21 protein-coding genes, 1 tRNA gene and 1 pseudogene are annotated in these 26,574 nt (G+C 65.7%); 11 read left to right on the top strand and 12 right to left on the bottom strand.

The genetic code is table 11. From position 1 onward, the window contains the following. Positions 1 to 1,242 precede the first annotated feature (1,242 nt). From BG61_RS39410 to BG61_RS26745, 5 genes are all read right to left on the bottom strand, one after another. Positions 1,243 to 2,946 carry a site-specific integrase gene (locus tag BG61_RS39410; RefSeq protein WP_051672802.1) on the bottom strand — a complete coding sequence of 568 codons (1,704 nt, stop codon included), beginning with the start codon at positions 2,944 to 2,946 and terminating at the stop codon, positions 1,243 to 1,245. A gap of 162 nt (positions 2,947 to 3,108) precedes the next feature. After that, positions 3,109 to 3,185: transfer RNA gene (locus tag BG61_RS26730), tRNA-Met, on the bottom strand. Between the two features lie 88 nt (positions 3,186 to 3,273). Further along, a complete protein-coding gene (locus tag BG61_RS26735; RefSeq protein WP_035940360.1) occupies positions 3,274 to 4,932 on the bottom strand; it encodes an MFS transporter in 1,659 nt (552 codons plus the stop codon). 230 nt (positions 4,933 to 5,162) lie between these two features. Continuing rightward, positions 5,163 to 6,737 (bottom strand): sensor histidine kinase, encoded by a 1,575-nt coding sequence (locus BG61_RS26740; RefSeq protein ID WP_232256451.1) that lies wholly within the window; start codon positions 6,735 to 6,737, stop codon positions 5,163 to 5,165. Positions 6,738 to 6,744: 7 nt separating this feature from the next. Continuing rightward, positions 6,745 to 7,656, bottom strand: coding sequence for a response regulator transcription factor (locus tag BG61_RS26745; protein ID WP_075584233.1), 912 nt, complete (start codon positions 7,654 to 7,656; stop codon positions 6,745 to 6,747). 227 nt (positions 7,657 to 7,883) lie between these two features. Between BG61_RS26745 and recA the strand changes: the two genes are divergently transcribed. The 8 genes from recA to BG61_RS26785 all read left to right on the top strand — a co-directional run bounded on the left by recA (position 7,884) and on the right by BG61_RS26785 (position 16,956). Next, entirely contained in the window at positions 7,884 to 8,957 is a 1,074-nt protein-coding gene (gene recA, locus BG61_RS26750; RefSeq protein ID WP_035940358.1) for a recombinase RecA, read from the top strand. A gap of 711 nt (positions 8,958 to 9,668) precedes the next feature. Continuing rightward, positions 9,669 to 10,292 carry a recombination regulator RecX gene (recX, locus tag BG61_RS26755; protein ID WP_306434272.1) on the top strand — a complete coding sequence of 208 codons (624 nt, stop codon included), beginning with the start codon at positions 9,669 to 9,671 and terminating at the stop codon, positions 10,290 to 10,292. Positions 10,293 to 10,430: 138 nt separating this feature from the next. Then, a complete protein-coding gene (locus tag BG61_RS26760; RefSeq protein ID WP_051672803.1) occupies positions 10,431 to 11,057 on the top strand; it encodes a DUF2889 domain-containing protein in 627 nt (208 codons plus the stop codon). 126 nt (positions 11,058 to 11,183) lie between these two features. After that, positions 11,184 to 12,350, top strand: a complete 1,167-nt coding sequence (gene sucC / locus BG61_RS26765; protein WP_035940356.1) for an ADP-forming succinate--CoA ligase subunit beta — start codon at positions 11,184 to 11,186, stop codon at positions 12,348 to 12,350. A 115-nt stretch (positions 12,351 to 12,465) separates the two neighbouring features. After that, positions 12,466 to 13,347, top strand: coding sequence for a succinate--CoA ligase subunit alpha (gene sucD / locus BG61_RS26770; protein ID WP_035940354.1), 882 nt, complete (start codon positions 12,466 to 12,468; stop codon positions 13,345 to 13,347). A gap of 141 nt (positions 13,348 to 13,488) precedes the next feature. Then, positions 13,489 to 14,199: a TerC family protein gene (locus BG61_RS26775; protein ID WP_035940352.1), complete on the top strand. Its 711-nt coding sequence runs from the start codon at positions 13,489 to 13,491 to the stop codon at positions 14,197 to 14,199. 156 nt (positions 14,200 to 14,355) lie between these two features. Then, the gene (locus tag BG61_RS26780; RefSeq protein ID WP_035940350.1) at positions 14,356 to 14,907 is read left to right on the top strand and encodes a pilin; all 552 of its coding nucleotides are present in this window, start codon (positions 14,356 to 14,358) and stop codon (positions 14,905 to 14,907) included. Positions 14,908 to 15,144: 237 nt separating this feature from the next. Next, on the top strand, positions 15,145 to 16,956 hold the full coding sequence (locus BG61_RS26785) for a PglL family O-oligosaccharyltransferase (protein WP_035940348.1): 1,812 nt from the start codon (positions 15,145 to 15,147) through the stop codon (positions 16,954 to 16,956). Positions 16,957 to 16,984: 28 nt separating this feature from the next. Here the strand turns inward: BG61_RS26785 and moaC are convergent, their stop codons facing one another. Next, complete coding sequence (gene moaC, locus BG61_RS26790) at positions 16,985 to 17,464, bottom strand: cyclic pyranopterin monophosphate synthase MoaC (RefSeq protein WP_035940345.1); 480 nt, start codon at positions 17,462 to 17,464, stop codon at positions 16,985 to 16,987. A 171-nt stretch (positions 17,465 to 17,635) separates the two neighbouring features. On the opposite strand from moaC, the gene BG61_RS26795 reads away from it, so the two are divergent. Then, the gene (locus tag BG61_RS26795; protein WP_035940342.1) at positions 17,636 to 19,849 is read left to right on the top strand and encodes a M48 family metalloprotease; all 2,214 of its coding nucleotides are present in this window, start codon (positions 17,636 to 17,638) and stop codon (positions 19,847 to 19,849) included. On the opposite strand, the gene BG61_RS26800 is transcribed toward BG61_RS26795, so the two are convergent. The 6 genes from BG61_RS26800 to BG61_RS26825 all read right to left on the bottom strand — a co-directional run bounded on the left by BG61_RS26800 (position 19,846) and on the right by BG61_RS26825 (position 24,598). Beyond that, a complete protein-coding gene (locus BG61_RS26800) occupies positions 19,846 to 20,436 on the bottom strand; it encodes a DUF2946 family protein (RefSeq protein WP_035940340.1) in 591 nt (196 codons plus the stop codon). The genes BG61_RS26795 and BG61_RS26800 overlap by 4 nt on opposite strands. Next, positions 20,429 to 21,520, bottom strand: coding sequence for a hydrolase (locus BG61_RS26805; protein ID WP_035940337.1), 1,092 nt, complete (start codon positions 21,518 to 21,520; stop codon positions 20,429 to 20,431). The genes BG61_RS26800 and BG61_RS26805 overlap by 8 nt, the downstream gene beginning before the upstream one ends. 25 nt (positions 21,521 to 21,545) lie before the next feature. Continuing rightward, on the bottom strand, positions 21,546 to 21,992 hold the full coding sequence (locus tag BG61_RS26810) for a nuclear transport factor 2 family protein (RefSeq protein ID WP_035940335.1): 447 nt from the start codon (positions 21,990 to 21,992) through the stop codon (positions 21,546 to 21,548). Between the two features lie 196 nt (positions 21,993 to 22,188). Then, positions 22,189 to 23,241, bottom strand: coding sequence for a lipopolysaccharide heptosyltransferase II (waaF, locus tag BG61_RS26815; RefSeq protein ID WP_035940334.1), 1,053 nt, complete (start codon positions 23,239 to 23,241; stop codon positions 22,189 to 22,191). 171 nt (positions 23,242 to 23,412) lie between these two features. Beyond that, complete coding sequence (locus BG61_RS26820) at positions 23,413 to 23,607, bottom strand: zinc-finger domain-containing protein (protein ID WP_035940332.1); 195 nt, start codon at positions 23,605 to 23,607, stop codon at positions 23,413 to 23,415. A 70-nt stretch (positions 23,608 to 23,677) separates the two neighbouring features. Next, entirely contained in the window at positions 23,678 to 24,598 is a 921-nt protein-coding gene (locus BG61_RS26825; protein WP_035940330.1) for a branched-chain amino acid transaminase, read from the bottom strand. A gap of 366 nt (positions 24,599 to 24,964) precedes the next feature. On the opposite strand from BG61_RS26825, the pseudogene BG61_RS26830 reads away from it, so the two are divergent. After that, a pseudogene (locus BG61_RS26830) lies at positions 24,965 to 25,666 on the top strand (AzlC family ABC transporter permease); the annotation flags it as partial. A gap of 251 nt (positions 25,667 to 25,917) precedes the next feature. Next, complete coding sequence (locus tag BG61_RS26835; RefSeq protein WP_035940326.1) at positions 25,918 to 26,241, top strand: AzlD domain-containing protein; 324 nt, start codon at positions 25,918 to 25,920, stop codon at positions 26,239 to 26,241. Positions 26,242 to 26,574 lie beyond the last annotated feature (333 nt).

A 26,574-nucleotide genomic window follows, 5' to 3' on the forward strand; every position in this document is an offset into this window, starting at 1 on the left:
AGAAAAGTTAACAGACCCAAAACTTAATTTCGCAACAGCTTCTAAGGCATGCCCGCAGATAGCGAAGGGGGCATTGCATTTGGCTGCTTTCTTATTGCTGCCCTTCCGAACTTTGAATCGAGTTCCACATCGGTGCGGACCCTGATTCCGTATAACGATTTAAGTCTGGATTGGGGTGCTCCAACCGGAAGGCACTCCGCCCGCGAAAGTTTCGCTCTGACTGCGGAGCCGCGCTGCCGTTCGGGGTGCCTGAGCCGCGTGCATCGCGCCAGGATGCTGCTGGACGGTCCAAGGCAATGCATGCCTTCGCGCTCCCCTGTCGCCGCCTGTTCCCACGGTGCGTCCCGCCTTCCCGGTTAACGCCCCACACGCTGGTCGCGGGGTGTTCTGCCCTTGCCCAGCCAGACACATGCGCGGCGACTTTGTATTCGACTTGCTGCGGTCTCGTACCCGGGGTCACCGCCGTCTTTTGCCGTCTTCGCCAGAAGGGGCAACGCCGGAGGCGGGGGACTGAGGAAGCCTCGGCGCAGGCCGTCTCCACAGCGCTTGGCAGACCACGGGACAGTTCGCGGCGTTCTAAGGCTTGCGTCGACTTTCATGCATCGTCAGAAATCGACACCATCTTGCAGGTGACTTCTTTCTCTGAGTTTGACACAAAAGAGTGCCTTGAATCAGCAGGGACCCCCATGCATGAGAGCGGCACTGCCGTGACCATGCATCAAAAAGAGTCCCATCCATTTGATGGCTTAGATGTGCAAGGAAGTCATGGAACGATGAAGAAGTTTAAAGACATCTTTAGCGACCGAGTTTATATCCGGCAACCTGAAGTGAGTTCCGGCTCTGAGATGTCGCTTGGCCAGGCAGCGAATAACAGACTCCGAATCTGGCAAAATCTCTGTCGAATCCAGCCGGAGTCGAAGCGAGTCTAGAGGGAACCGTTGTGCCTTGTAGTGCCGTGGCGCCGTTGCGCGGGTTGCCGCGCTGGCCGTATCACCGGGGCATGACAGCCTTGAGCAGGCCTGCACGCTTGGATGCTCCTGGTCTGCCACGCGTTACCGCGGTGCACGCCAAGCGCCTGCCAAATCGACTGGGTCGGTACAGGCGCAGCGACCGCTGCGCCTCGGCAAGAGCGCATACGGCCCGTCTTGGAGAAATGCCCGGAAACGTGACGTTCAGTGGGTTGCTTCACGCGAGCGTCACGCGGTCGGTTTGTCGACGCCGCAGGTCGACAACATTGATGGGTCAAGCGCGCCCAGCATACGGCAGGTGACCCAGTTCCAGTCCGGGAAAATCCAGCCTCTCCATCGCCTGCACCAGCAATTCAAAGGGAAGGCGCTTTTCGCCACGCTCCTTCCACCCGTAGCGGCTGTCCGGCGCGTGCCCAATCAGTTCGTCGATGACCTGGCCGCTGATGCCCGCGAGTTCGCCAAACGTCTGGAAGGTGTGGCGGAAACTGTGATACACGAGCGCGGGGTCGTGGATGCCGACGGGCGAGCGCAGGTAGGCGTTGAACCAGTTGCTGAACACTGCGCCGCGTTTGTCGTACTGGTTGGTCGAGAGGTCAGGAAAGAGCCATGCCGAACCGCCGGCCGGTCGGCGGGATTCGACATAGTCCAGCCAGCCGAGTCGCAGCAGGTTACGGTGGACCGGGACGTGGCGCATGACGTTGCGGCGTCTGGTACGGCTTTCACGCTTCGTGTCGTGCAGGTAGCAGCACCATACGCCATCACGCTGGACCACATCGGCGACCGTGAGCCGGCACACGTCCTCGACACGTGCGCCCGTATGCAGCCCGACGAGCGGCACCCAGTAGGCCGCATCGCCGCCACCCTTGTCCGGGCGGTGCCCACGCGTGCAAACGGGAGAGGCGAAGACCTGGTTCAACTGGTCAATTGCGAAGGCGGTGCGTACGGTCTTCCGGTTGGCCTCGACCACCTTCGCGTCAAATTTCATGCCGCTGAAGGGGTTGGTTGCCAGCTTCGTCAGCTTCTTGTGCATCGCAAGTCTGATGAGCGGCGATAGCAGCGAAAGAATCGTGTTCACCCGTCCATGCTCGACGTCGTCCTCCTCGAGGCAGAGCGCCTTGAATTGTTCAATGTGGTCGGGCGTCAAGGCCGACAGGGGCAGGTCGCCCACATGTGACTTGAATCGCCGTATCTGGCTCATGACGTCATTGACAGTTTTTGGCGCGGGCATCCGCTCTTTTTTCCAGCATTCCAGGGCAGCCTCCCATGTGTCGTTTTCGTCGACCAGCGGAATCAGCTCGGGCGTCTCACCGACTTCGCCGTCGATGCGCCGCAGCTCTTCTTCAATGACGGCCAGTTGTGCATCGGCCATGGCCTTCAGCAACGAGACAAACTCGTCCGACGCGGCGGGCAGCCAGGCGCGCTCCCACATTAGATGGTCTTCGACGCACTCACGGACTGATGAAAAGTCCTCGGCGGCCCGCGCCCGTCGCAATTGACGGCGCGCTTCGAGCAGCAAGATTCTGTGCGCTTCGTCGTTGTAATCATCGACGTGAGAAGCGTCGGGATGAGGCGGCTCGAAATAGGTCGGCCGCGCTTCGTCGTCGTTCGCCAAGGCGTTCGCCGTGTATCGTTCGACGAGCCTTGGAAACTGTACGGCTGCCAGGCGCGTCGTCCCAAGCGGTTGGACGGTCGGGTGGTACGTGGGCAGTTCGGCCTCGCTCACCGTGCGCGCGCCGTGCGGCAGCCACGCATCTTTCGCCACCTCGGCCACGCCGGCAGCTTGACGCGCCTCCGCGATGAGGCGTTCATACTCGAGCGCTGCAGTGGGCAGGCGGGAAATGGCCGCTTCTTTGCAGGGTGTCTCGAGACTGAGCCAGACCTCCTTGCGGCTGAGCAGAGACTGCAGGTCGAGCGGAACCTTGCGACGGTAATAGTAGTTCGACGAATTGTGACGGGGGGTGAGGTAGGGGTGCTTCATGACATGTTCTCCAGAAAGGTAACAGTGCCGTGTAGCAACCAGCTTCCGGAAAACGCCCGAATCTAAAATCGACGCCGGAAAAGCGCCGTTTTAGGTCATTTTTTCCGGTTCCGAAAGCAAAAAGCCGCTGCTTCGTGAGAAGCAGCGGCTTTTTCTTGATGCTGGTGGCGAATCAGGGACTCGAACCCCGGACCTGCGGATTATGATTCCGTCGCTCTAACCAACTGAGCTAATTCGCCGAAAGAAGCGTGGATTATGGAGATGACCGCGAAGTCTGTCAACCCCTTCCCAGCACTTTCCTACATACAAACTACCGCCCTGGTCTCCTCAATCCTGTGAGTACACGTTGGAGTTGCGCGTCTCCTTCACGAACAGCATGCCGATCACGAACGTCACGAGCGCAATCGTGATCGGATACCACAGCCCCGAGTAAATGTTGCCCTTCGCCGCCACGATCGCGAACGCCGTGGCCGGCAGGAACCCGCCGAACCAGCCGTTGCCGATGTGATACGGCAGCGACATCGACGTGTACCGGATTCGCGCCGGGAACATCTCCACCAGCATCGCCGCGATCGGCCCGTACACCATCGTCACGAAGATCACGAGGATCGTCAGGATCACGATCGCCATCGGCCAGTTGATGAGCGCCGGATCCGCCTTCGCCGGATAGCCTGCGCCCTTGAGCGTCGCGGCGAGCGTCTTGTCGAACGCCGCACCCTTCGCCTTCGCGTCGCCGGAGCGGCCGTCATACGTTTCGACCACCGTCTCGCCCACCTTGATCTGCGCGAGCGTGCCGGCGGGCGCCGCCACGTTCTCGTAGTTCAGGCCCGACTTCGACAGCGCACTCTTCGCGATATCGCACGACGACGTGAACTTCGACGTCCCCACCGGGTTGAACTGGAACGAGCACTGGCTCGGATCGGCGATCACGACGATCGGCGACTTCAGCGTCGCGGCCTCGAGCGTCGGGTTCGTGTAGTGCGCGAGCGCCTTGAAGAGCGGGAAGTAGGACAGCGCCGCGATCAGGCAGCCGGCCATGATGATCGGCTTGCGGCCGATGCGGTCCGACAGTGAGCCGAAGAAGATGAAGAACGGCGTGCCGATCAGAAGCGCGACCGCGATCATGATGTTGGCGCTCGTGCCGTCCACCTTCAGCGTCTGCGTGAGGAAGAACAGCGAATAGAACTGGCCCGTGTACCACACCACGGCCTGGCCGGCCGTCAGGCCGAAGAGCGCGAGCAGCACCACCTTCAGGTTCTTCCACTCGGCGAACGCTTCCGTGAGCGGGGCCTTCGACGTCTTGCCCTCGGCCTTGATCCGCTCGAACACCGGCGACTCGTGCAGCTTCATCCGGATCCATACGGAAATGGCGAGCAGCACGATCGACACGAGGAACGGAATGCGCCAGCCCCAGGCCGAGAACTGCTCCTCACCCATCATCGTGCGCACGGCGAGGATGACAAGCAGCGAGATGAAGAGGCCGAGCGTGGCCGTCGTCTGGATCCACGCTGTCCACGCGCCGCGCTTGTTCGACGGCGCGTGTTCCGCGACGTATGTCGCGGCTCCGCCGTACTCGCCGCCGAGCGCGAGGCCCTGCAGAAGCCGCATCGCGATGAAGATCACCGGCGCCGCGATCCCGATCGACGCGTAGCCCGGCAAGAAGCCGATCAGGAACGTCGAAAGGCCCATGATCACGATCGTGACGAGGAACGTGTACTTGCGCCCGACCATGTCGCCGAGCCGCCCGAACACGATCGCGCCGAACGGACGCACCGCGAAACCCGCAGCGAAGCCGAGCAGGGTGAAGATGAAGCCGGCCGTCGGATTGACGCCGGAGAAGAACGCCTTGCTGATATATAGCGCGAGCGAACCCGCGAGATAGAAGTCGTACCACTCGAACACCGTCCCGAGCGACGAGGCGAAGATCACCTTCTTTTCTTCGCCCGTCATCGGTGCGTGGGAAATGCGCCCCTCAACCGTAGCCATGAATCGTCTCCTAATTTTGATATTCGATCGGCTCCGCGGATCCCTGGCGGCTCCGTGCATGGATTATTGGAGCCGAAACTTACGGCGTTCTGACGCGCACGGCTTGTCGCGTCGGCGGCTCACCCGGCGCCGGTTTCGGTCAAGTTCGCCGAAACTGTTTCCATTTTTGGTCAAATGCGCGCGAACTTTCCACTTCCTGCAATCTGCGGGCAGATCGGCGCGAGGCGCGCTCAGGGTTTGTCCCGGGCAGGATAAACCCGCTGCAAGCTGACGCGCACGAGCGTCCCGGCAAGCCGCGGCGACGCCTGGTAGACGTGATCCTCGATGGCAAGCGTGCCGCCGTGCATCGTCACGATCTCGCGGACGATCGCGAGCCCGAGGCCGCTGCCGTCGCCTTCGCGGCCGAGAATCCGGTAAAACCGCTCGACGACCCGCGTGCGCTCCGCCGGCGGAATGCCGAGCCCGGTGTCCTCGACTTCGAGATGCACGAGATCGAGGTTGCTTTCGTCGGCGCGCACGCGCACCGTGATGCGCCCGCCCGCGGGCGTGTAGCGGATGGCGTTGTCGATGAGGTTCGACAGCATCTCGCGCAGCATCACGACGTTGCCTTCCACTTCGACCGGGTACGGCGGTTCCTCGTAGCCGATGTCCATCTGCTTCGCGAGCGCCGCCTGCACCCAGTCGCGCACGGCGAGCCGGGCAAGATCCGTCAGCACGACGCGCGAGAAGATCTGGCCCGCCGCCCGGTTCTCGGCGCGCGCGAGCGCGAGCAGTTGCGTGACAAGCCGCGCGGCGTGCTCGGAGCTCGTCGCGATCTGTTCGAGCGAGCGCTGCACTTCCGTCGACACATCCTGGCGCAGCGCCAGCTCGGCCTGCATGCGCAGGCCGGCGAGCGGCGTCTTCATCTGGTGCGCGGCATCGGCGATGAAGCGTTTCTGGAAATCCATGTTCTGTTCGAGCCGCGTGAGCAGGTCGTTGAACGACGCGACGAGCGGCGCGATCTCCGGCGGCGCGTGGCCGGCTTCGAGCGGGGAGAGATCGTCGGGGCGGCGCGCGCGGATGTTCGACTGCAGCGCATGCAGCGGCGCGAGCCCGCGCGAGAGGCCGAACCACACGAGCACGATCGCGAGCGGCAGGATCACGAACTGCGGCAGGATCACGCCCTTGATGATGTCGTTGGCGAGCTGGCTGCGCTTGTCGAGCGTTTCGGCCACCTGCACGAGCACCGGCTGCGCGCCGCCTTGCGCGGCGAGCCCGGGCATTTCGACCGTCGTGTACGCCACGCGGATGTCGTTGCCGCGCAGGATGTCGTCGCGGAATTCGACGATCCCGGGCTGCGGCCGGTCGTCGTCGTGCGGCAGCGGCATGTCGCGGTCGCCGCCGACGAGCTCGCCGCGCGCGCCGAGCACCTGGAAGAACACGCTGTCGACATTGTCGGCGCGCAGGAAATCGCGCGTCGCCTCGGGCATGCGCAGTTCCGCGACGCCGTTCACCGGCTGGATCTGGCGCGCGAGCACGTAGGCGTCGGCTTCGAGCGCGCGGTCGAACGGTCCGTTGGCGATCGATTTCGCGACCAGGTACGTGACGGCGATGCTCATCGGCCAGAGCAGGAGGAGCGGCGCGAGCATCCAGTCGAGAATCTCGCCGAACAGCGAGCGCGGGTGCGGCTCGCCGTCGGGCTCGAGTTCGTCCGGCGGCGCAAACGGGTTCGCGTAACGCGCGTCGCGGGTGGCGTCGGAGTCGTCGATGGGCGGCTGGCGCGGCGCGGGGGCGGCGGCGCGCTCGGTGGAAACGGGCGACGCCATGGGCGGTTTACTTATAGTGGTGGCTCGCGGGCATCGGGTTCGCGCCCGACGGCGTGTTCGCGGACGCATTCGCGTCCGGCGATGCGCCGGACGTGTCGGCCCTCGCGACCGTGCCGGCGGCAGCGGCCGTGGTCGCAGGCGCGCTTGCTCCGGCAGCGATGGCGGCCGCCGGACCTTGCGCCGCGTTCGCGCCGGGCCGGGTGGCAGTCTGGGCGCCGGATGGCGTGGCCGCGGCGTTTCCGCTTGCCGCGCCGGTGTTCTTTTCCAGCGAATAGCCGAGTCCGCGCACGGTCATGATCCGGGCGCCGCTCGGTTCGATCTTCTTGCGCAGCCGGTGGACGTACACCTCGATCGCGTTGTTGCTGACTTCCTCGCCCCATTCGCACAGGTGATTGACGAGCTGCTCCTTCGACACGAGCCGCCCGATGCGCTGCAGCAGCACTTCGAGCACGCCCAGCTCGCGCGCGGACAGCTCGATCACCTGATCGTTGATGGAGGCGATCCGTCCGACCTGATCGAACGCGAGCGAACCGTGCTTCACGACAGTCGGCCCGCCGCCCGCGCCGCGGCGCGTGAGGGCCCGCACGCGCGCTTCGAGCTCGTTGAGCGCGAAGGGTTTTGCCATGTAGTCGTCGGCGCCGAGATCGAGGCCCTTCACGCGTTCGTCGACGCTGTCGGCGGCCGTGAGGATCAGCACGGGCATCTGCGAATTGCGCGCGCGCAGGCGGCGCAGGACTTCGAGTCCGGACATCAGCGGCAGGCCGAGATCGAGGATCAGGAGGTCGAACGTCTGCAGCGAAAGCGCGGTATCGGCTTCGGCGCCGTTCTTGACATGGTCGACGGCGTATCCCGATTGGCGGAGTGATCGAACCAGCCCGTCCGCGAGTATGCTGTCGTCTTCGGCAATGAGGATTCGCATCGTAGTGTGCGCAAAAGGCATTGCCGGCACCGCATTTCGCCCGGCGCGGCGGTCTCCAGGTGTTGTGTGGTTTTTGCGCGGTTCGCGCGGCGCTTAAAATGCAGCGCCCCGACGATCGGGCTTGCAAAAACTACTGTTTTTTTATACAGTGTCTGAGTTAGTGCGCCGGACGAGCGTGGGCTCGCCCGCATGTCTCAGACGCCGTTCATCATAGCAAAGGACGATTCATGGAAGAAAGCAAGAAAGGCCCGGGCGGAATGTCTGCAGAGAAGAGCAAGGCGCTGGCCGCCGCGCTGTCGCAGATCGAAAAGCAGTTCGGCAAAGGGTCGATCATGCGTCTCGGCGCGGGCGAGGTGGTCGAAGACATTCAGGTGGTGTCCACCGGTTCGCTCGGACTGGATATCGCGCTGGGCGTCGGCGGCTTGCCGCGCGGGCGCGTGGTCGAAATCTACGGCCCGGAATCGTCGGGCAAGACCACGCTGACGCTGCAGGTGATCGCGGAAATGCAGAAGATCGGCGGCACGGCGGCGTTCATCGACGCGGAGCACGCGCTCGACGTCCAGTATGCGCAGAAGCTCGGCGTGAACGCGTCCGACCTGCTGATCTCGCAGCCGGACACCGGCGAGCAGGCACTCGAAATCGCCGACGCGCTCGTGCGCTCGGGCTCGATCGACATGATCGTGATCGACTCGGTGGCGGCGCTCGTGCCGAAGGCCGAAATCGAAGGCGAAATGGGCGACTCGCTGCCGGGCCTGCAGGCGCGGCTGATGTCGCAGGCGCTGCGCAAGCTGACGGGTACGATCAAGCGCACGAACTGCCTCGTGATCTTCATCAACCAGATCCGGATGAAGATCGGCGTGATGTTCGGCAATCCGGAAACCACCACGGGCGGCAACGCGCTCAAGTTCTACGCGTCGGTGCGTCTCGACATTCGCCGGATCGGCTCGATCAAGAAGAACGACGAAGTGATCGGCAACGAAACGCGGGTCAAGGTGGTGAAGAACAAGGTGTCGCCGCCGTTCCGCGAAGCGATCTTCGACATTCTGTACGGCGAGGGCATTTCGCGTCAGGGCGAGATCATCGATCTCGGCGTGCAGGCGAAGATTGTCGACAAGGCGGGTGCCTGGTACAGCTACAACGGCGAGCGGATCGGCCAGGGCAAGGACAACGCGCGCGAATTCCTGCGCGAGAATCCTGACATGGCGCGCGAAATCGAAAACAAGATTCGCGAGTCTCTGGGCGTCAATGCGATGGCGGAAGCGGTCGCGCCGGGTGTTGAAGTCGCGGATGAAGAAGAGTAAGCAAACAGGCAAGCATTCAGGCTGCACTCGATGATGCGCAAGAGCCGGTTCGGGTCGAAGGCCGGCGGTGAAGACCGCCGCGATGAAGACCGGGATTCGGGCGGCTCGGGTAGTTCCGATCACGGCGCGGGCGCAAACGGTACCGACGCCGGTGAAAGCGGTACTCATATCGCAGGCACCGATCGGTATGAACGGAGCAGCGAGCGGGCGGGCGCATCGAAGAGCAAGTCTGGCTGGGAGCGAAAACGTGAACGCGCCGGCGCGGAGACATCTGCGTCGGCGCGTCGCGTTTCTGCTGGCGGGTTGTCGCGCAAGGGCATGCCTGGAGACCGGGGTATCGGGCGCGATGGCACGATCGACTCGCCGGACGGCGCCGAAGCGCGAAGTGCTGATTCCGGCGCGGCGAAACCGCCAGGCCGCATGCACGATGCGGAAAAGCGCCATGAAGACGAACGAGCGAAGCGCCTGGAACAGGCTCGCGTGCTGCTCGAACAGACGCTTGCCGGAACACAACGTGTCGGCGCGGGCGATTCGGCAACGAGTAAAGCAGCAAGAAGCAATGCGGCAAGAAGCGATGCCGCAAGAAGCGATGCAGCGAACCCCAGTGCGACGCGCACGCCGCGAGCTTTTCAATCTCCCGAATCTCGAGACCCACCCGCCTTCCCTGATCCCTTCGAAGACGCCGACCCATTCGAGCCCTTCGAGCAATGCGTGCCCGCGTCAGCCGCTTCGGCACGACACGCCGTTTCCCCCGCAGGCAGCGCCGACTCGGGCGAATCCATCTACAGCCGTTCGAGCGAAACGCGCCGCGGGACACGCAACGCCGGTCCCGCGCATTCCAGCTCGTCCGAAGCCAAAGCGAGCAAGCGTCCGCAGCGTTCGCTGAAAGGCCGCGCGCTCGGCTATCTTTCGCGTCGCGAGTACAGCCGCGCGGAACTGTCGCGCAAGCTCGTGCCGTTCGTCGAAGAGGCGGATTCGCTCGAAACCTTGCTGGATACGCTTGAACGGGAGGGGTGGCTGTCGAACGAACGGTTTGTCGAGAGCGTCGTTCACCGGCGCGCGGGACGCATGGGCGCGAGCCGGATCGTCGACGAACTCAAGCGTCACGCGGTGGGCGACGCGCTCATCAAGCAGACGGGCGAGAAGCTGTCCGGCACCGAGATCGCGCGGGCCAAGGCGGTATGGAGCCGCAAGTACGGCACGCCGCCCGCGAATCCGGCGGAACGCGCGAAGCAGTCGAGGTTCCTCGCGGCGCGGGGGTTTTCGGGCGGCACGATCGCCAAGGTGCTGAAGGGCAGCGACGACGACCCTGGCATCGATCCCGGCGACGAATAACCCTCCTTCAAGGCACACGTCCGATTCATCCGGCGGGGTCCCCGGCGCCCGCGTGCATGCGCGCGAGCAAGCGCCGGGACTGAAATACCCGGTATGCTAAAATTCAGCGGTTTCCCATTCCGGCCTTCCTCTTCTCGCATGCCGCTTTCTCCGCCCGTTTCCCGCCAGTTGCGCCATCGCCGCGCGATTCGACTGGAAGCCTTCGAGCGGGACGACGGGCTGTGGGACGTCGAAGCCTGTCTAACCGATGAAAAGCCGCGCGATGTTCATCTCGCGTCGGGCGTCCGGCCAAACGGCCTGCCGATCCATGAACTCTGGCTGCGCATCACCATCGACCGCAAGCTCACCATCGTCGACGCCGAGGCGTCGTCGGAATGGGCGCCCTATGGCGGTCTGTGCGCCGAGTCGAATCCCGTCTACCGTTCCCTCATCGGTCTCAATCTTCTGCAGAATTTTCGCCGCGAAGCCAATCGGCTCCTGCGCGGCACGACCGGCTGCACGCATCTCACCGAGCTGTGCGCCGTCCTCCCGACAGCCGCGATACAGGCATTCGCGGGCGAAGTCTGGGACACCGACAACGGCAGCCCGAGCGGCCAGCCGGATCAGGCATCAGCAGAGAACCCGCCGTTTCAGCTCGGCCGCTGCAATGCGCTGCGCTTTGACGGCGCCGCGGTCGGGGAGTACTACCCGCGCTGGTTCGGGCACAGGCCGCGCGAGGCGGACGAGCGGCCAGGCATCGAAGAAAAAGGCAGGCTAGATCCGTGACACGCGCGAAAGCGCACGCGGAATCCGGCGAAGTCGGCAAAACGAAGAAGCGGCAAGACACAGCAAATAATCAGCGGCTCAAGAAAAGCGAAGTTCAATCCAACTCTCAGACTGAAGGAATCACGCATGAAGATTCACGAGTACCAGGGTAAGGAAATCCTGCGGAAGTTCGGCGTCGCGGTCCCGCGCGGCAAGCCCGTGTTCTCGGTGGATGATGCGGTCAAGGCCGCAGAAGAGCTGGGCGGCCCGGTATGGGTCGTCAAGGCGCAGATTCACGCTGGCGGCCGCGGCAAGGGCGGTGGCGTGAAGGTCGCGAAGTCGATCGAGCAGGTTCGCGAATACTCGAACCAGATCCTCGGCATGCAGCTCGTCACCCACCAGACCGGCCCTGAAGGCCAGAAGGTGAATCGTCTGCTCATCGAGGAAGGCGCGGACATCAAGAAGGAACTGTACGTTGGCCTCGTGCTCGACCGTGTTTCGCAGAAGGTCGTCGTGATGGCGTCGAGCGAAGGCGGCATGGACATCGAGGAAGTCGCGGAAAAGACGCCGGAACTGCTGCACAAGTTCGCCGTCGAGCCGTCGACAGGTCTTCAGGACAAGGACGCCGACGACCTCGCCCGCAAGATCGGCATTCCGGACGCGTCGATTCCGCAAGCGCGCGCGATTCTGCAGGGCCTCTACAAGGCGTTCTGGGAAACGGACGCATCGCTCGCCGAAATCAACCCGCTGATCGTCACCGGCAACGGCAAGGTGATCGCGCTCGACGCCAAGTTCAACTTCGACTCGAACGCGCTCTTCCGCCACCCGGACGTCGTTGCGTATCGCGATATCGACGAAGAAGATCCGGCTGAAGTGGAAGCGTCGAAGTTCGACCTCGCGTACATTTCGCTCGACGGCAATATCGGCTGTCTCGTGAACGGCGCGGGCCTCGCGATGGCGACGATGGACACGATCAAGCTCTTCGGCGGCGAGCCGGCGAACTTCCTCGACGTGGGCGGCGGCGCCACGACCGAGAAGGTCACGGAAGCCTTCAAGATCATGTTGAAGAACCCGAACCTGAAGGCGATCCTCGTGAACATCTTCGGCGGCATCATGCGCTGCGACGTGATCGCGGAAGGTGTGGTGACGGCGTCGAAGGCGGTGGCGCTGAAGGTGCCGCTCGTCGTGCGCATGAAGGGCACGAACGAAGACCTGGGCAAGAAGATTCTGGCGGACTCAGGCCTGCCGATCATCGCGGCCGACAGCATGGAAGAAGCTGCGCAGAAGGTCGTCGCTGCGGCCGTTGGCAAGTAAGCGCGCTTTCGAAAGCACGTCCACGAGCGTTCCACCAGATACGAATGGCGGCGTCATCCCCGCGCGAGGCACAGGAGCGCGGGCGCGACGCCGCCAAACGAACAGAGGTCCATACATGTCGATTCTGATCAACAAAGACACCAAGGTCATCACGCAGGGCATCACCGGCAAGACGGGTCAGTTCCACACGCGCGCCTGCCGCGAATACGCGAACGGCCGCGAGGCATACGTCGCGGGCGTGAACCCGAAGAAGGCCGGCGAAGATTTCGAAGGCATTCCGATCTACGCGAGCGTCAAGGAAGCGAAGGCTGAAACCGGCGCAACGGTTTCGGTCATCTACGTGCCGCCGGCAGGCGCCGCCGCCGCGATCTGGGAAGCCGTCGAAGCCGACCTCGATCTCGCCATCTGCATCACGGAAGGCATTCCCGTGCGCGACATGCTCGAGATCAAGGACCGCATGCGCCGCGAGAACCGCAAGACGCTGCTGCTCGGGCCTAACTGCCCGGGCACGATCACGCCGGACGAGCTGAAGATCGGCATCATGCCGGGCCACATCCACAAGAAGGGCCGCATCGGCGTCGTGTCGCGTTCGGGCACGCTCACGTACGAAGCGGTCGGCCAGTTGTCGGCGCTCGGCCTCGGCCAGTCGTCGGCGGTGGGCATCGGCGGCGACCCGATCAACGGTCTCAAGCACATCGACGTCATGAAGATGTTCAACGACGATCCGGATACGGACGCCGTGATCATGATCGGCGAGATCGGCGGTCCGGACGAAGCCAACGCGGCCTACTGGATCAAGGACAACATGAAGAAGCCGGTGGTCGGCTTCATCGCGGGCGTGACGGCGCCTCCGGGCAAGCGCATGGGTCACGCCGGCGCGCTGATCTCGGGCGGTGCCGACACGGCGGAAGCCAAGCTCGAAATCATGGATGCCTGCGGCATCAAGGTCACGAAGAACCCGTCGGAAATGGCGCGTTTGCTGAAATCGGTGATCTGAGGAAGCGGAAACCGGCAGAAATCGCGAGGGTTTGGTAATCTCTTACGGAACCCTTTCGTAAAATGTCGATTCTGAAGCGAGGGAGCGGTTGCTTCCTCGCTTTTTTATTTTCTGCAGACGTTGTCGTACTTCACCTGATCCATGCTCGAATTTTTCGCGACGCTCCACTGGGGCGCGGTTTTCCAGATCATCATCATCGACATCCTGCTCGGCGGCGACAACGCAGTCGTGATCGCGCTCGCGTGTCGCAACCTGCCGGCGAAGCAGCGCACGCGCGGCGTGCTGTTCGGCACGCTCGGTGCGATCCTGCTGCGGGTCGCGCTGATCGCGTTCGCGGTGGTGCTGCTCGACGTGCCGTTTCTCAAGTTCGTGGGGGGCGTGCTGCTGCTCTGGATCGGCATCAAGCTGATGATGCCGGGACACGAGGATCACCACATCGACCCGTCCGACCGGCTGTGGGCGGCGATCAAGACGATCATCGTCGCGGATGCCGTCATGAGCCTCGACAACGTGATCGCGATTGCAGGCGCGGCCGAAGCCGCCGATCCGGAGCACCGCCTCGTGCTCGTGATTTTCGGGCTGGTAGTGAGCATTCCGTTGATCGTGTGGGGCAGCACGCTGGTACTGCGGCTGCTCGACCGCTTCCCGATCGTGATCGCGCTCGGCGCGGGGCTGCTCGGGTGGATCGCGGGCGGGCTGATCATCGGCGATCCGTTCATCGATCGCTGGCCGGCACTCAATACCACGAACGTGGAATACGCGGCGCACATCATCGGCGTGCTGGTCGTGCTGGCCGGCGGCTGGTTCTTCAAGCGCCGCGCGATCGCGGAGGGCCGCCGCGCGACGAACTGAAGCGGCACGGCGCGGCGTTGGCCGATCGGCCGACTGCCGCGCTGGTCGCTCCCTGAATACGATGAAAGCGTCTGACCTGCACCGAGCGGTCAGGCGCTTTTGTCTTTTTGGGGGTGAGCGATGACGGTAGTGGCTTGTGGTTTCGAAGCGGTGAAGATGCCGCGGTGGTTTGAGCGGCGCATTCGCGAGAGGGGGAGAAGCGGCTTTACGCTGATCGAATTGATGATCGTGCTGGCGATCGTCGGCGTGGTGGCGGCGTATGCGATTCCCGCGTATCAGGACTATCTGGCGCGCAGCCGGGTGGGCGAGGGGTTGTCGCTTGCATCGTCGGCGCGGCTCGCGGTGGCGGAAAACGCCGCGAGCGGCTCCGATCTCGCGGGCGGCTACGCATCGCCGCCCGCCACGCGCAACGTCGAGTCGATCCGGATCGACACCGACAACGGGCAGGTGACCATCGCCTATACGACGCGCGTCGCGCCGGCGGGCTCGAACACGCTCGTGCTCGTGCCGTCGGCACCCGACAACGCCGATGCGCCCACTGCGCGCATTGCGCTCGCGAAAGGCACCGTGCAGGCGGGTTCGGTCACGTGGGAGTGCTTCACGAGCGGCAAGGCGGCGTCATCGCTGCCGGCGCCGGGTGCGGGGCCGAAGCCCGCGGAAGCGCCGACGCTGCCCGCGAACCTCGCGCCGCCCGAGTGCCGTGCATGATCTGCTGAACGGGCCGCGTCCACGGTCCGCGACGTGACGGTCGCGCGAAGACCACGCGTGACCGTCACGAAGGCATCGGCATGCCGGATGTAAGGCACACCGATTGCGCGCCGAATGGCGGGTGCGCAACGAAATCACTGCAATTCGCCCCGTTTTTCCCCGCATTTCGGCCCGGTCGCCGGACAGCCCGGGTAATTTTTTGTATAGTGCGCCGGTCGCCGACGTTCCCAGCCCCTCATGCCTTCACAATTCGCGCGTTTTCTCTGCTTCGCCGTCCTGTTTCTCGCACTGACGATTCCTTACGCCGTCGTCAACCACACCTACCCGATCCCGACCTTTTATGCCGAATACAGTGCGCTCGCGCTGTATCTGGCGCTCGGCGCGACAGTGGCGCTGCTCGTGCGGGTCTCGGAGCCGCGCGTTCCGTTCGCCATGCCGACGGTCTCGCTCATGCCGCTCGCATTCGGCGTGCTGCTCGTCGCGCAGACGATGCTGCTGCCGACCGCGCAGCCGTCGATGAACTGGCTGGGCGGCGGCTATCTGCTGGCGTCGTTCGTCGCGGTGCACACCGGGTTTGGCCTCGTGCGCGCGGGCCTGGCCGAGAAGGCGCTGCGCTGGGCCGCCGCGGCGGTGATCCTCGGCGGGCTGTTCGCGGTGTTCTGCCAGTTCGTGCAGCTCTTTCATGCCGAAGTGAAATTCACGCCGCTCGTCGTCGCCTACAACGTGATGGCCGATCGCCGGCCTTTCGGCAACATGGCCCAGGCGAACCACCTTGCCACCTACATCGCGTTCGGGATGACCGGCGCGCTCTTCTTCGTGCAGACGAGGCGGTTGCCGGTGATCGTGTGGCTCGCGCTTTCGGCGATATTCTCGGCCGGGCTCGCGCTCACCGTGTCGCGCGGACCGTGGCTGCAGATGGCGGTGATCGTGGTCGCCGGGTTCTGGATGGCGTTCGTGCAGGGGCGGGCGGTGTCGGCCGAGGGCTTCGACGGTCCGTCGAGGCGCGAGCGGCGCGCATGGCTGATACCGGTGGTGCTCGCGCTCGTCTTCATCGCCGTGAACGCCGCGATTCGCTGGGCGAACATCCGCTTTCAACTGGACCTCGCGCAGTCGGCGGCCGAGCGCATGCAGGACGCGAACCAGATCGCGCCGCGGCTCGCGCTCTGGAAATACGGCTGGACGATGTTCACGACGCACCCGCTGCTCGGCGTCGGCTGGGGCGAGTTTCCGCGCTATCAGTTCGAGTTCGTGCGCGATCTCGGCGGCGTGGAGATCGCGAACAATTCGCACGACATCTTCATCGACCTGCTCGCGAAGACCGGCCTGCTCGGGCTCGGCATTCTGCTGCTCGGCGTGCTCACGTGGCTGATCCGCGTACTGCGCGCGCCGCACACACCCGCGCGCATCTTCGCGCTCGCGCTGCTCGGCGTGCTGATGATGCATGCGCTCGTCGAATATCCGCAGCAGTACATGTTCTTCCTGATGCCTGCGATGCTGATTTTCGGCCTGCTGGAGACGCGCGGGCTGCGGCTCGTTGCGCGCCCGGTGTCGTACGGGCTTTACACGATTCTCGTACTCGGCGGCCTGGCGTCGCTTTATCCGGTGATGCGCGACTACAACCGCGCGGAGGTGCTGTATTACGGCACGCGGCCGGCCGAGCAGTATCGCAACGATCCGTCGTTCCTGTTTCGCGCGTGGGGGGAGTACGGCGCGGCGACGCTGTTGCCGATGAACGGGCAGAACCTCGCCGAGAAGCTCGCGATGCACCAGCAGGCGATCGCGCTGCTGCCCGGCGAGACGGTGCTGAGGCGCTACGCGGTGCTGCAGGCGCTGGCGGGCGAGCGCGAGGCGGCGCTGGATACGGTTGCGCGCCTGAAGATTTTCGCGACACAGCTGCACGACTGGCCGAAGCAACTGGCGGCGGTGTATCAGTTGCTCGACGAGCAGGGCAAGCCGATGGCGGGGTTCAAGGCGGAACTGGTGAAGCTGTATGGGATGCCGGCCGCGGAGCACTTGCAGTCCGACGACGAGGAGGACGACGAGGAATGACGAAAGGCGGCTTCGAGCCGCCTTTTTGTTACGCGGGGGCCACCCAGTCCCCCGACTTCCCTCCGCGCTTTTCCTGCACGTGCACGTTGTTGATGGTCATCCCGCGATCCACAGCCTTGCACATGTCGTAAATCGTCAGCAGCCCGACCTGCACCGCGGTCAGCGCTTCCATCTCCACCCCCGTGCGCCCGACCGTCTCCACGCGCACTTCGCAATGCACGCCCGGCAGCGCTTCGTCGACGGCAAAATCCACCGCAACGCGCGTGAGCGCGAGCGGATGGCACAGCGGAATCAGATCCGACGTTCGCTTCGCCCCCTGGATCGCCGCGATCCGCGCGACGCCAAGCACGTCGCCCTTCTTCGCCCGGCCTTCGCGGATCAGCGAAAGCGTGCCTGCCAGCATCGCGATCGAGCCGCGCGCCACTGCGACGCGCCGCGTTTCGCTCTTGTCGCCGACATCGACCATGTGCGCTTCGCCAGAAGCATCGAAATGAGTGAGTCCGGACATAGCCTCTCCTTCAAAGGGGCGCCTATCATACCAGCGGCGATCCGTCGCGCGCGGGGTACGCAACGCCGCCGATCGTCGCCGGAGTTGCCTGAACACTTGATACGATAAGCTCGTTTTCGTCTTTCGGCCGGGCCGGGTTCGGTCCGGCGAACGTGCAGCGCCAAGTACGCCATGCGCCCGAATCGCCTTCTCACCGCCGTGCTGTGTTTCGCCCTCGCCGTACCGCCTCCGGGCGTCGCGCTGGCGCAGACGGCCGCGAGCGCGGCACGCCCGGGCACCGCGACGACGCCGGCACAATCGCCCACGCTTGCCGCCGCCGCATTGCGCGCGGCCCAGCCGGACGCGGCGAGCAGCGCGGCGCCCGGCAGCGTCGCAGAGGGCGTGTTCGGCGTGTACGGCGGCGCGGAAAGCCGCTTCGCGAACCGCCCCGGCGAGATGACCGGCCTGCGCGCGCCGCTCTCGGCCGTGCAACTGCCCGATCTCGGCGACGGCTCCGGCGGCTCGCTCACGCCGCAGGCGGAGCGCCGGCTCGGCGAGCGCATGATGCGCGAACTGCGCCGCGAGCCCGACTACCTGGACGACTGGCTCTTGCGCGACTACCTCAATTCGGTGTCGGCGAAGCTGTCGGCGGCGGCGGTGTCGCAGTACATCGGCGGCTATCTGCCCGATTTCGACCTTTTCGCCGTGCGCGACGCCCAGATCAACGCGTTCTCGATGCCCGGCGGCTTCATCGGCGTGAATACGGGGCTCATCGCGGCGACGCAGACGGAGTCCGAGCTCGCTTCGGTGATCGGGCACGAAATGGGGCACGTGCTGCAGCGGCACATCGCGCGGATGATCAGCACGCACGAGCGCAGCAACTACACGGCGCTCGCGGCGATGCTCGCGGGGCTGCTCGCGGGCGTCGTCGCGAAGAGCGGCGATCTCGGCATGGGCATCGCGATGGGCGGGCAGGCCTTCGCCATCGACAACCAGCTGCGCTTTTCGCGCTCCGCCGAGCACGAGGCGGACCGCGTCGGCTTTCAGATGCTGAGCGCGGCGGGCTACGATCCCTACGCGATGACCGCCTTCTTCGACCGGCTCGACCGCTCCACGATGGGCGACAACGGCGTGCCGCCCTACGCGCGCACGCACCCGCTGACGGGCGAGCGCATCGCCGACATGGAGGACCGGGCGCGGCGCGTCCCGTACCGGCAGCCGCGGCAGTCGCCGGAATACGCATTCGTGCGGGCGCGCTCGCGGGTGCTGCAGGTGAATTCCTCGACCGATTATCGGGAGATCGGGAGCCGGCTGAAGTCGGAAATCGAGGACCAGACCGCGCTGAACGCGGCGGCGAACTGGTACGGCATCGCGCTCGCGCAGACGCTGATCGGCGATTACGGCGCGGCGAACGAGGCGCTGTCGAAGTCGCGGCGGCTTTTCGACGGCGAGCAGGCGAGCAGCGCGACGGCGCAGGCGCAGGCGCAGGCCGAGAGCGCGGCGGTTCAGTCGCGCACCGACGCCGCCGCGGCATCGAAGAACAGCCGCCGCACCGGCGCGGGTATCGCCGCGCCATCGTCCGGCTCGCAGGCGGGTTCCTTGACGGGTTCGCAGGCGGGTTCGTTGTCGCGCTCGTTACCGGGTTCGCAGACGGGCGGCACCGGGAGCGCGGCGCGAACCGTGACGAACGGCACGGCGGTCAACGCCGCTTCGCCGGGAGCGCAGGCAGTGGCGGGTCTTCTGGCCCCGCCAAAGAAACCTGCCGACACAACGAGCACCGGGACGCTGGCAAAACCCGCGGCGGGCGTGACGAGCCCGAGGGGCAACGCGACCACGCCGGCCGTCACGAGTCTCGCCACGCCGAGCCGCACGCCGGGCGAACCCGGCCCTGCGGCCCGCAACGCCATGTCAGCGGCGCCCGCCGCGCTGGACATCACGCCGGGCGTCAGGGTCCGCAGCACCCCGAGCCTCGATGTGCTCGCCGCCGAGATCGCCCGGCGCGCCGGACACAACGACGAAGCCGTGCGTCTCGCGGAACTGGCGCAGAAGCGCTGGCCCGACTCCCACGCGGCCATCGAAGTGCATCTTCAGGCCCTGCTTTCGGCCCGCCGTTTCGCCGAGGCGCAGGCGCTCGCGAAGCAGGAAACGCGCGCCGAGCCGAAGCGGCCGGACTGGTGGCTGTATCTCGCGCAATCGAGCGTCGGCTTGAACGATCCGCTGCAGCAGCATCAGGCGATGGCCGAGAAGTTCGCGCTCGACGGCGCGTGGCCGTCCGCGATTCGCCAGCTGAAGGAAGCGCGCGACGCGAAAGGCGCGACTTTCTACGATCTGTCGACGATTTCCGCGCGTCTGCGCGACTTCGAAGCGCGCTACAGGGAAGAGCGCGATCAGGACAAGGACGGCTAAAGGGAAGGCGGCGCCGACGCTAGCGCGCGTGCTGCCGGGCTCGCGACAAAGCCGAAGCGCTCTGCCACGCCGGCGCGCGCGATCGGCTGGAGCGGCAGATCCTTTCCCGCGCGCCAATGAAAGACGCCGTTCCCGGCGTCATCGAAAGAGGCGTGGTCCGTGAACAAATCGAGGTCGTGGTCGTGCAGCGCGGCGACGCGCGGCGGCGAGGACGCGTCGGAGAACAGAATGCCGCCTTCGTCGTCGAGCCACGCATGCGACGGCCCGAAGGCGGCGCCTGTCTGATCTGCGAGCGCCGGCTCGCCGCCCGTCGCCGACAGGCGCACGATCCACGGCGTATAGCCCAGCTCCACGTACACCCGCTGCGGCCCGTTCTGAAAGAACCACTGGCCGTCGGGGTCGCGCTCGTAGTTGCGGTTGATGAAGCCGATGAGCGCGTCGTGACGGATCACGTCGCCTGCTTCGCCCGCGGCTTGTGCGGCGTCGTCGCGCATGCGCCACTGGCCGCGCCGGTCGAGCATCAGCCAGCCGGTGCAGTGCGGGACGTCAGGCCACTTTGCGAGTGCCTGCCGGACGATTTCATCCATGATCGAGGTAGTTTTCCATGTAGCCCAGCACGCGTTGCGAAAGCCAGTCGATCCGGCCGGGAAACGGTCCGGTCATGAAGCCGACGTGCCCGCCGTGGTCGGGCTGGTCCAGCGTGACCGCCGCCGATACCTCCGCCTTCGACGGCAGCACGCAGCCGGGCAGGAACGGGTCGTTGCGGGCGTTGAGGATCAGCGTGGGCGTCGCGATGCGCGGCAGATGCGGGCGCGTGGTGGCGCTCGTCCAGTAGTCGTCGGTATCGCGAAAGCCGTGCAGCGGCGCGGTCACGACGTTGTCGAATTCGTACAGCGTGCGGGCGGCGAGCATCGCGTCGCGGTCGAAGAGGCCGGGATACTGCGCCAGTTTCGCGAGCCCCTTGCGCTTGAGCGACTTCAGGAAGCTGCGCGTGTAGACCATGCCGAAGCCCTGCGAGATCGCCTGGCCGCCGGCGTGCACGTCGAGCGGCGCGGAGATCGCGGCGGCGGCGCTCACCGCCGACGCGTCGTTTTCCCGCTCGCACAGCCACCGCAGCAGCACATTGCCACCGAGCGACACGCCCGCGGCGAAGATCGGCCCCGCGTGCGCGGCGGCGAGCCGCCGCAGGATCCAGTCGACTTCCGCGCTGTCGGCGAGATGATAAAAGCGCGGAAGGAGATTGAGCGGCCCGCTGCAACTGCGGAAATGCGGCACGACGCCGTGCCAGCCGTGCGCCTGCGCGGCGGCCATCAGCGTGCGGGCGTAGTGGGAATCCGAACTGCCCTCGAGGCCGTGAAACAGGACGAAAAGCGGTGCGTCGGGCGCGGGCCGGGCGCTTTCGCCGTGGACGATCCAGTCGAGGTCGATGAAGTCGCCGTCCGGCGTGTCCCAGCGCTCCCTCCGGTACGCGACCGCCGGCCGGCGGCCGAACAGCGCGGGGACGATGGTCTGCGCATGACTGGTCGGCAGCCAGCGCGGCGCGCAGTAGAGCCACTCCAGCCCCGGCGCGCCGGATGCGTTCCCGAGCCCCCCGGCCGTCTTGTCCGGCGCCCTGGCGGGCGCCGTATCCACGAAAGTTGGATCGCGCGTGATCAATGGATCGCGTTTCATGGCCCCTCCCCGACAAACGTCTTCTTCAGTGCAGCGGTCCCTGCCCGTGGCGCATTTTTGCCGCGAACTGGCCGGCGGCTTCCTGGGGCATCGCGCTCGCATGGATGTGCGCGATGCGCCACTCGCCGCGCTCGTGGACCATCACGTAGGTCGTGAAGATCATTCGCGGGGCGCCGCCCGGACCGACCGGCTGATGCGCTTCAGCAATCGCGTAAACGACGGTGCCCAGACTGTCGTAGACGCGGATGTCGAGCGGCTCGATGTTGACCGGCGCCGCTCCGAGTTGTGTTGCGAGACCCGCGCGAATCCTCTCCAGTCCGTGCAGGTGCGTTCCGTCGGCGCAGATGCAGGTGGCGAACTCCTCGTCGATCCAAAGCGCCATCACGCTGTCGACGTTAGCCTCCGCGACGGCCTGGTAGTAGGCATTGAGGGTATCGGCGGCAGCTTCGAAGAGGCGGGCAAAACGTGGCATGGCTCGTGGGTCTCTGGCGTTCGATGTGCCGCGCGAACCGCACTTCCGGCGCGCCACGCATCGGTCATTGTTCAAAGCATGCCCCCGATCGGGGACATTCGCGTGTCGGCGCCCGCACACAGGACTCAAACCCGCTGGCCGCGGACCCCGCCCGGGGCAGGCGGGGCGTCCGGCGCCCGGCGTGGCCGGGCGAACCTCAGCGATGCGCGAGCAACATGCCCCGCAAGTCCCCGAACACCTGTTCCGCGCTCAGCTCGCGAAGGCAGTTCAGATGGCCGAGCGGGCACTCGCGGGCGAAGCAGGGACTGCATTCAAGATGCAGCCATTGTACCTTTGCGAGATCGGACAGGGGCGGCGTGTGGCGCGGGTCCGTCGAGCCGAACACCGCGACGAGCGGCCGTCTCAGGGCCGCCGCGACATGCATCAATCCGGAATCGTTGGTCACCACGGCGCTCGCCCGCGAGATCAGCGCGCAGGCCTCGCCGAGCGACGTCTGGCCGCACAGGTTGCGCACGTTCGGCGCGCGCTCGGCGATGGTCTGCGCGATCGGCGCGTCTTTCGGCGACCCGAGCGCGACGATCCTCGCATACGGAAACGACTGCGCGATGAATTGCGCGAGCGCCGCGAAATGCTCCGGCGGCCAGCGCTTCGCGGGGCCGTACTCCGCGCCCGGGCAGAACACGACGAGCGGTGCGCGGTTGTCGAGGTTGAAGCGGGCCGAGACGCGGGCCGCCTCGTTCGGATCGGCGTCGAGGCGGGGCACCGGGAACGGGGTCGTGCCCTCGCGGCCGTCCTGCGAGAACGGCAGCTTCGCGCCGGGCGTGTAGGCGAGGGCGGCGTACTGGCCGACCATCGGCGGGCGTTCCTTCTTGCCCGGATTCGCGTGACGCACGTTGAGCAGGCCGTAGCGGCTCTCGCCGGTGTAGCCGATGCGCAACGGAATGCCCGCCATCCACGGGATCAGCGCCGATTTCAGCGAATTTGGCAGCACGTAGGCCGCGTCGTAGCCGGTCTCCCGCAGATCGCTCGCGAGCTGCCAGCGGCGCAGCAACTGCAGCTTGCCGTGCGCGAGGCCGGTCGCGTACACGTCGTGAATTTCCGGCATCCGTTCGAGCACCGGGGCCACCCACGAGGGCGCGACGGCGTCGATGACGATGCGCGGATGCATCTTCTTCAGCAGCGAGAAGAGCGGCTGCGCCATCAATGCGTCACCGATCCAGTTCGGTGCAATAACGAGCGCACGGCGCATCTGTTTGGTTTCCGATCTCAAAAAGAACGCGAATCACGCGAGTTGCGTGAGTCGTCGGGTGTCATGGGTGAGCGTCGCCGGGCGGACGGTGCCGGCGCAAGGGGGCGTCGCGGCGGGCGCGCGGCATGGCGCGCGCCCGTGCGCCACCCGGGCGATGGTGCGAGGAGCCGGTCAGTGACCCTTGACCACTTCGCCGTCCTTCAGTTTGTAGCGCGTGCCGCAGTACGGGCAGCGCGCTTCGCCGTGCGTGACGTCGATGAATACCCGCGGATGCGAGCTCCAGCGCGGCATCGACGGGTTCGGGCAGAAAGCGGGCAAATCCTTGGCCGTCAGTTCAACCAGCGGCATTTCCTTCAGGTCGCTCATTCGGAATCTCGATTGTTTCGTGTGGGGTGGCGCGGGGGGCCTTTCTGCATGCAGCCCGCCCGCGCGGCGATCAGACCTTCGCGAGCCAGCTCGCGTACTTCTCGTTCTTGCCGCCGACGACGTCGAAGAACGCGCTTTGCAGCTTTTCCGTGACCGGGCCGCGGCGGCCTTCGCCGATCGTGCGGTTGTCGAGTTCGCGGATCGGCGTGACTTCGGCGGCGGTGCCGGTGAAGAACGCTTCGTCGCAGGTGTAGACCTCGTCGCGGGTGATGCGCTTTTCGATCACCGGAATGCCGAAGTCGCGCGCGAGCGTGAGGATCGTGTCGCGCGTGATGCCGTCGAGGCACGACGCCAGGTCCGGCGTATACAGCTTGCCGTTGTTCACGAGGAAGAAGTTTTCGCCCGAGCCTTCGGAGACGTAGCCGTCAACATCCAGCAGGAGCGCTTCGTCGTAGCCATCGGCGATCGCTTCCTGGTTCGCGAGGATCGAATTCACGTACCAGCCGGACGCCTTCGCGCGCACCATCGACACGTTCACGTGATGGCGCGTGAACGACGACGTCTTCACGCGGATGCCCTTCGAAAGGCCGTCGTCGCCGAGATAGGCGCCCCACGGCCACGCGGCAATCGCGACGTGGATGGTGTTGCCCTTCGCCGACACGCCGAGCTTCTCCGAGCCGACCCAGATGATCGGACGGATGTAGCAGGATTCGAGCTGGTTCGCGCGCACGACTTCGAGTTGCGCGGCTTCGAGCGTGTCGCGGTCGAACGGCACTTCCATCTGGAATATCTTCGCCGAGTTGAAGAGCCGCTTGGTGTGTTCCTTCAGGCGGAAGATGGCGGTGCCGCCCGCGGTCTTGTAGGCGCGCACGCCTTCGAAAACGCCCATGCCGTAGTGCAGCGTGTGGGTCAGCACGTGGATGTTGGCGTCGCGCCATTCGATCAGCTTGCCATCCATCCAGATCTTGCCGTCGCGGTCGGCCATTGACATACGGTTCTCCTAGCGAGTTGCTGTGTTTCGTTTCAGATTGTCCGGCGGGCTGCAAGGACGGCCGGGCGGCACCGGAGCAGCGCACCCGGATCGCTCCGCACGTGCGCGCTGCCGGCGGTGCGCCGTCAGGCGCGCGTCACGGGGCCGGGGCCGGGCCTGTTCCGGCGACGCTCCGCCCGACGGTTCGGGATGCGGCGAAAGACCGTCATTTTAGCGTCTTTTCGGTGCAAAACGGGCGCATTCGGGCTTTCCCGGGCTTTCACGACGCTATAATTCGCCTTTCGCTGCGGACCCGCCGCAGCGCTACCTACTTTATGCGATTCATCGCGCATCCTGTCCGGCGGCGCGGCGGCTCGCACCTCGTCCATGCTCGACCGGCTGTCCGACACGAATCGCCGTGCGTTTCTCGACGGCGTCCACACGTTCTCTCCCGCGCTGCTCGCGACGCTTTCCTGGGGCCTCGTCACCGGAATCGCGATGACCAAGTCCGTGCTGAGCGTGCCGCAGGCGCTCGGGATGTCGCTCGCGGTGTACGCCGGGTCGTCGCAACTGGCCGTGCTGCCGCTCCTCGCCGCCGGGCTGCCGCTCTGGACCATCCTGCTCACGGCCGCGATGGTCAACCTGCGCTTCGTGATCTTCAGCGCGGGCCTCGCGCCGCATTTCGCCTATCTGTCGCTGCGCCGGAGGCTTTTGCTCGGCTACTTCAACGGCGACATCATTTATCTGATGTTTTCGAAGCGCAACTTCCCGACCGGTTTCCAGCCGGGCAAGGAGGCGTTCTTCTGGGGGCTCGCGGTGTCGAGCTGGTCGTCGTGGCAGGTTTCGTCGATCGCCGGGATTCTGCTCGCGAGCCTTTTTCCCGACAACTGGGGGCTCGAACTCGCCGGGACGCTCGCGCTGATTCCGCTGATCGTCTCGGCGATCGCGACGCGCTCGACGCTCGCGGCGGTCGGCATCGCGAGCATCGTCGCGCTGCTGGCCTTCGATCTGCCTTACCGGCTGGGATTGCCGCTCGCGGTGATTGCGGCGCTCGCGGCCGGCACGTTCGCCGACGTGATCATCGACCGGCGCGCGCCGCGCACGGCGGCGATCACGGGCAAGGGCGGCCGGGGTGCCGCGGCGCGGGCCTTGCCGGATGACGGCGGCAAACCGCACCCGAGCGGTTTGGCCAGCGCGCAGGCAAGTGCGCAGGCAGGCGCGGAGGCAATTGCGCAGGCAAACACGCCGAGCCAGCAATCGACGCCCGCCGAACCAGTCGACCCCGCATCCGACGCGTCCCGCCGTGACCCGAACCGCCCCGACACCACGAGGACCGCCCGATGAGCACGCTCCAGATCTGGCTCGCGATCATCGGCATGGGGCTCATCACCGCGCTTACGCGCGCGCTGTTCCTGATCGGGGGCGAGCGCATGATCCTGCCCGATCGCCTGCAACGCGCGCTGCGCTACGCGCCTGCCGCCGCGCTCGCGGCCGTGGTCATTCCGGACGTGCTCCAGACGCCGGACGGCCTGTCGGTCGCGCTGTCGAACCACGCGCTCTACGCCTCGCTCGCCGGGCTCGCCTGGTATTTGTGGCGGCGCAGCATGCTGGGCACGATCATCGTCGGGATGCTCGTCTTCACGCTGCTTCGGCTCTTCACGTAGCGCTCCATGCGTGCGCCGCGCGGCCGCGCGGGCCGCAATGGCGCCGTCCCGATTGCGGCCACGGATTACGGCACGGTTTACGTGCCGCCGGCACGGCCCCGAATGCAGCCCCAAATACGGCCGTTAACGATTCCTCACGCAAAGCGGCCATGGGTATCGGTTAAAATGGCGGCCTTGCTGTCGCATCGAATGAGGTCGAACGTGTTCCCGGCAGTCACTGCGCAACAGCTTCGAATTTCGCCGCCACGCGCCGCAACCCCCGGCGCGGCGGGCCGGCAAGCATCCCCGCATCGCCCCGCGTGCACAGCCCGCGCATCATCCGGCGTTTCCCGC

The sequence above is a fragment of the Caballeronia glathei genome (genome assembly GCF_000698595.1).
GTDB lineage: Bacteria > Pseudomonadota > Gammaproteobacteria > Burkholderiales > Burkholderiaceae > Caballeronia > Caballeronia glathei.